Raw genomic sequence first — 6,124 nt, 5'->3', positions numbered from 1 at the left:
AACCCGGGGGAACGCGGAGGGACCCGCCGGCATCGTTACGCGTCCCATGGTCTTCGGTTCAGAGTAAAGTCAGCGACCGAGACAGTCGACGAATTCCGAGCCCGCATCAATCAGGCCGCTCGGGACGAGGAGGAAGGGGCGCCTGCTGGAGGCGGAGAAGAGTGGCTGCTCGGCACCTTCCGCGATCGCGGCTCGTTGCACGCCGATTTCTGGTCGGGCAGCGCCGCCGATCTCGCCGAGCGTGATGCGATCGGCGTGTTCCCGGTCGGGGGCTGGTGGAAGGAGAAGCCTTACCTGGAACGCGTCGACGCTCTGGCTCGGTACGCCCTGATTGTGACGATGCGGGCGCCTGGGGTCGATGTTGACATCTTCACACCCGTCGAAGCAGCCCTGACTGTCGAGACGTCGGTCGAGACCTGATGCAGCACTGTCCAAATCGGCCAACAACGGAGGTTTGACCAGCCTCTGGTGCCATGGCGGCTGGTGCTGGATCATCACGTCGGCAACAGGGATCATGCGCGGAGGACGATAGGCCGGCAAAGGAGCGGGCCAAGCGTGTGATAATGGCGCCCATGGTCACGCCCACAAGCCGCGCCCCCTGCGTCTACGGAGAGGTGCGCGTCTGTTTAGGCGGCCGAGACATCGCTTACCTGATCAACGCGCTCGCCGTATTTGCGCCTGTAAGCGGCAATGAAATCGTCGTCGCTACAGATGCAGCGGCCGCTGGAGTCCTTGGCCTTCGGATCGTGCAAGTGAGAGCCAAGGGGGCGCAGAAGATTCACCCGAGTGCTCGTCGTCGGGCTCATGGGAAACCCCGCACTATGTTTGACCAAATCCGCGGCAAGCATAATCCCGGCAAGCACCGACTGAAAGGCCATCGGAACCACAGTTCGAACGCGGCGACTTCCTTCGCTAAGCTGGAACACCAGACCGCCGCAGATAGCCTGCTGATAAAAGGAGCGCAGGGGCTGGCCGACAAACGGGGCTAGCGGTTCAAACGGCACAGCCATCGCTGTAGCCACGCGAACTACAAAGTCGTTGGGAACTCCGGCATTGGTCTGCAGGAGCGTTTTCACCTGCTCGTGTGCTTCCGGTATTCCGAGTTCCTCGGCAATCAGCTGGTGCTCGTCCTTGGATTTTCCGGATGGCAGGTACATGCAACAAAGGCAAGCCTGGCCGTCATCGAAACCATGCCGGGAGATACCGAGATCGTGCTCCTGCGTCCAAGCGTTTGCGATCCATCGCGGCAGTGCACCTTGGACAGCCAGACGGTCGGCGGCGGTGTCAAGCGCCACACCCACTTGGTCGAAGACCCAATTGCCCCGGCGCGCAACATATTCTGCCCACGTCAGAGGGTGCGCCTCGACCTCAAGGGCAGTCGATCTAAGGGCGGTGGCTGCAAGAACCGCTTTGGACATACCAATCTCCGCCTGGCCAGCCAATGCGTAGCGCTGCAGGTTTGAGAGTTCGATCGCTTCGTGATCGATTACATGCAGACGACCTTTGAGATCGGGTTGTCTCGCTAGCGCCCAAAGCGAGCCATGGCCTATCGCACCGAGCCCAACGAGGTGGGTTTCGCCAAGGTCGACTGGGAAGTCGATCGGGCCAGGCTCTCCGGCTTTGGTCTTGTCGTAGCTGCATAGCGAGAGGTCGATGGTTTCGTCCAACTCGGCGCCGGTCAACTGGGCAGCGAAGATAGTTCGAAAGACGTTGGCGGCGCCGAAGCAACTGGCGGCGCCAGCTCCATAAGGCAGCAGACTTGGGCCAGAGCCCACCGGGTCCGTACGCGACAGCTTTGCCGCCCAACCGTCCGATCCCACGAAAAAGATCGGGCACCGGAGTGATGGGCGCGTTACCCCTGCAACGACGCAGACGGTGGCAGACTTGCCGGAACGCCGGATGCCGACTTTTGGATTGATCGACTTTGCCAAGCGCTCCAGCGCTTGGGCTTGAGAGCTCGCCGCGCTGTCCAGCGGGAGTATCGCCAGAACCGGGTAGAGCCTAGCGAGCAATCTCACCGCAAGATCTAGTGTCGCCTGGCCTTCGGCGCAGGAAGCGGCCTGATGGTCGAAGGCGACTGCCACGACCTGCTTTTCAAGAGCTGCTTTGAAGTCTCCCAGATGAAAATCGGCCAGGACCTGAGATGCCGCCGTGGCGGCGCGATCGATGAAGTTAGCGAATGCCATTGTTCAACTCGATATCATGATCATTCGCGACAGTGCCGCGGGAGGGAGCGCATTCCATTTGGCCTTTTCGTCAAGCCGATAGGCGGCGACCCGAGCAAAATCGAAAGGCTCGCGGGCGAAATTCGGCACTACCAGCGACAGACACCCAACCGTGGTAGCAACCGCATAAGCGTCGTCCGTCGTCGAATGGTAGGCGCGGCCCGGATGGCTGTGAATCTGGGCCAAGAGTTTCAGGCCGCTTTTGTAGAGCCAGACATTGAGCCGGTGCAGTTCTTCGGCCGCAACGATCACGCAAACGCCATCGTTTGTCCGAATGTGACGCTGCGCCGGGATAACCGTCTCTGTTACGGCAAAGTGCCGCTCTTGCTGAACGCCGACCCAGAGCGCCATCCCCTCATTGCCCTCGCGACCAACTGAGCGCAGATGCCCATGCGTGGTCGAGATGCAGCCGCGCGGGAGAGTCACGATCGTTACATCTCTCAAACCAGTCATTCTTGTATCGCCTGAGGGGATACCACCATTCCTACGATTGTCGGTTGGAGTTGAATCTGCAACTGCTCTATAGGAACGATTCCGTACTTGATGATCTTGTCCAGGATGAAGGCCAAACAGCCTTCGCCAGAACCCCGATGAAGCAGCCATGGATCACCTGAATGGGCTGGATTGTCGTGGTATTCCCGGACGCCCGCCATGCACAGGAATGGTTCGTCCTCGGGACTGTTGGCCTGGATGAAGTCCGTCAGCGGCACGGCGTTCTGCTGGATGAGAGCTCCTATCATCTCCGGCGGCGTTCCGGGCAGCGGCGGACGTCTAAGCATTTTCAGGTATAGATCTTTCCGGGCAATCGGATGACGCGTAAACGGATCGACGAAGACCACGGACGGTGGTCTTAAGTCGTAGTCGGTGAAGTCGACCTCGCTCGCTGCGCTGACCACCCGTGGCTTTAACTTGGGGCTGGCGAAAATGAAGAAAGCGCGCGGAAAGGTCGCCTCGATCAAGAAGCAGCCCTGAGCCCGATAGACATCAGCATATGGCCGGAACCGGCCGATCTCCCGATCAAACTTCGCTCGGGAGACCTCCGGATCCACACTTTGGTGTTTAGGCACCTGCGACGCCCGCCTTCAGGCTGAGGAACAGGGTCACAGTATTCGGGAAACCGAAGTCGCCAAGCTTCTTGTCGACATCGAGCAAGTTGCCGGCCTCATCCTTGAATTCCCAATTCTCGGCTGGTTGGGCGACATTCTGCGTGTTCTCAAGGGCTTTGGTACGAATGACGTGAAGCGGCTGGTTGGGATTGGCTTCGACCTGCGTGGGCTGGCCGTTCACCACCACCGTGATCTCGATCTTGCCCGGTCCGCCGCCGTGATTATCGCCCTTACCCGAATCCTTCGACATTGTCCTACTCCTGTGGCTTGCCAACCGCCCCACGCCCTGGCGCCCACCTGCGAGTGAGACCGGCGGTCTTCAATCGTTCACCCGGCGCCACGGCCGCGAGTACGCGAAAGACAGGGGATAAGCTACCGAATCGGTGCTTGCCTTCTTTTATGGGTGACTTGAGCCGCAAGTAAATGGTCTCAAATTGCTCCTCACAACTATAATCGATTAGAGCAATGCAAAAATATTGGCGACACGCCTATTCATCTGCTCTCTCACTCGCCTGCTCCGTGCTTGGCAAGGGGAGCTTTGACTGCGTCACGCGTCCCCCAAGCAGCCGATTGCGCCGGCAGCGCCGTAGGAACCGTCGTTCAGAGTCTTCACCACTCAAGCAGCCGCATGGATGCAGCCGACGCTCGTCTCCACAAACAGCGCAAGTGGTGCCTTGTTGGATAAGGTCGCCTCGTCCCTGGTGCAGCATCTGTCGGAACGGGTCCGCTGCGAGACCATGCCTCATCATCGCGCATGCGCAGCAGCCGGCGGTCGATGCTCGTAAGGCGTTCTGCTCATTTCGTGGCGAAGGCGCTGCTCGACTCGCGGACATATGCGGGCACCGAGGCGGAGGCTGACCAGTCGGCGCCGCGTTCGCGGATGTCGCTTGCAATGTGCTCGCGTGCGTTTGCCGCCGGCGACCTTGCCGTCCTCGCCTGCTATGGCGAGCCGGCGCAAGCGGATTGCTCGATACTGCCGGCGAGGCTGCGGGCCGGTCCTAACGGCCGTTCACAAGAGCTTGCATCAGCAACTGGCAATCGGATCGATAACTTCGCGATCGCCGTTATGGCGCGGAGATGCGGTCTCGCCGGGTTGTGGCTGGCGCTTCGTTGTGGGCGGCGCGTCGTAGCCGAGGGAGCAGGGGCGGCGCCATGATCCAGACCGAACGCGCGCTGCAGCAGGTGCTTGAGTGGGGGCGTGCCCTGACCGGTTTCGCGGATGAGCATGCTGAGGAAGCGGTAAGGGGCGGCCAGTATATCCTGCAACGCATTCACCCGAGCCTGCGCGACACCAGCGCCCGCACCGGCCGCGATCCGCAGGACGAAACGCTGATCGTGGCGTTCTATCGCGAACTGGCGCTGCTGTTCTGGCTAGACGATTGCAACGACGTTGGCCTGATCGCGCCGGAGCAGCTCGCCGCCCTGGAGCAGGCGCTGGGGCACGGCGTACCGTGCGTGCTCTCCGGATTCGAGGGCTGCGCTCAGCTGCGCGCTTCGCTGGCTGCGCTCGCTTACGATCGTCACGACTATGCTCGGCTTCTCGACTATACCCGGTGCTACTGCGCGGCGCTGCGCGCCGGACACGCGCAGGCGGCAGGGGCGCGACGCTGGTCTTACGCCGAGTACCTGCACAACGGCATCGATTCGATCGCTTACGGGACCGTGTTCTGTTGCCTGTCGCTGCTGTGGGGGCTGGACATGGCGACCTTGCGCGCGCGTCCAGCGTTTCGCCAGGTCCTGCGGCTCATCTCAGTGATAGGGCGCCTGCAGAACGATCTGCATGGACGCGACAAGGACAGGTCGGCCGGCGATAACGCGGCGATCCTGCTTCTGCAGCGCTATCCGGCTATGCCTGTGGTTGAGTTCCTCAACGACGAGTTGGCCGGCCATACGCGCATGCTGCACCGGGTGATGGCGGAAGAATGCTTTCCCGCGCCGTGGGGACCGTTGATCGAGGCGATGGCGGCGATCCGCGCGCAGTACTACCAGACTTCGACCAGCCGCTATCGCAGCGACGCTGCAGGGGGAGGCCAGCGTGCGTCGGCCTGGACGCGCCGGAGGCGGCGGCTTGGGCGCGCTGCCGTCGGTTCGATCCGACGCAACGCCGTCGCCCGCTGCTACGGATGGAGCGAGCATGAGCGACACCGCCCTGAGCCGGGGAAGGACGAACATCTGGACATCGTGCTGGATCGGCGAACGGCGCCGGCCACGGTGGCCGCTGGCTGGGAGTACATCCATCTCGAACACTGCGCACTGCCCGAGTTGGACCTGACGCAGATCGACCTGCGCGCCTCGCTGCTGGGCAAGGCTATGCGCGCGCCGCTGCTGATCAGCTCTATGGCCGGCGGCATGCCACGGGCCGAGGCCATCAACCGGCATTTGAGCGAGGCAGCGCAAGCCTTGGGGATCGCCATGTGCGGTTCGCAGCGTGTGAGCCTGCAATCCCGCAACTCCCAGGGGCTAACGCGCGCGCTGCGCCGCCTGGCGCCAGACATTCCCTTGCTGGCCAATATCGGCGCCGCGCAACTGCGGGAGGCCGACGGCCTGGACCTGGCGCGTCGCGCGGTGGACGCGCTGGAGGCCGATGGGCTCATCGTCCATCTCAATCCGCTGCAGGAAGCGGTACAGCCGGAGGGCGACCGCGAACTGGCGCGGCGTCCTGGCGCTGATCGCTGGCGCCGCGCGCATCGTGGGCGTGCCGATGGTGGCCAAGGAAGTGGGGGCGGGCCTGTCCGCCTCGGTGCCTGTGCGCTCGTCGAGGCGGGCGTGGCGGCAATCGAGGTCCCCCGCGCC

General features: G+C 62.5%; 4 protein-coding genes and 3 pseudogenes. 3 read left to right on the top strand and 4 right to left on the bottom strand.

The window, feature by feature from the left end:
- Positions 1–420: pseudogene (locus tag EN879_RS20985) on the top strand (hypothetical protein); the annotation flags it as partial.
- 206 nt (positions 421–626) lie between these two features.
- Here the strand turns inward: EN879_RS20985 and EN879_RS20980 are convergent.
- From EN879_RS20980 to EN879_RS20965, 4 genes are all read right to left on the bottom strand, one after another.
- On the bottom strand, positions 627–2,186 hold the full coding sequence (locus EN879_RS20980) for an E2 ligase fold family C protein (protein WP_024505651.1): 1,560 nt from the start codon (positions 2,184–2,186) through the stop codon (positions 627–629).
- A gap of 3 nt (positions 2,187–2,189) precedes the next feature.
- On the bottom strand, positions 2,190–2,576 hold the full coding sequence (locus EN879_RS20975) for a Mov34/MPN/PAD-1 family protein (RefSeq protein WP_236383243.1): 387 nt from the start codon (positions 2,574–2,576) through the stop codon (positions 2,190–2,192).
- A 98-nt stretch (positions 2,577–2,674) separates the two neighbouring features.
- The gene (locus EN879_RS20970; RefSeq protein ID WP_024505653.1) at positions 2,675–3,292 is read right to left on the bottom strand and encodes a putative metal-binding protein; all 618 of its coding nucleotides are present in this window, start codon (positions 3,290–3,292) and stop codon (positions 2,675–2,677) included.
- Entirely contained in the window at positions 3,285–3,581 is a 297-nt protein-coding gene (locus EN879_RS20965; RefSeq protein WP_024505654.1) for a DUF2604 domain-containing protein, read from the bottom strand. Before EN879_RS20965 ends, EN879_RS20970 begins: the two co-directional genes overlap by 8 nt.
- Positions 3,582–4,483: 902 nt before the next feature.
- Here EN879_RS20965 and EN879_RS20955 point away from each other — a divergent pair.
- Both EN879_RS20955 and EN879_RS20950 read left to right on the top strand, forming a co-directional pair.
- A pseudogene (locus EN879_RS20955) lies at positions 4,484–5,377 on the top strand (hypothetical protein); the annotation flags it as partial.
- Positions 5,378–5,465: 88 nt separating this feature from the next.
- Positions 5,466–6,124 (top strand): annotated as a pseudogene (locus EN879_RS20950) (type 2 isopentenyl-diphosphate Delta-isomerase); the annotation flags it as partial.

This window comes from Mesorhizobium sp. M7A.F.Ca.AU.002.02.1.1, assembly GCF_003998535.1.
Taxonomy (GTDB): Bacteria; Pseudomonadota; Alphaproteobacteria; order Rhizobiales; family Rhizobiaceae; genus Mesorhizobium; species Mesorhizobium ciceri.
Note: the sequence above shows the minus strand (reverse complement) of the source record. Positions and strands in the feature narration are given on the sequence as shown.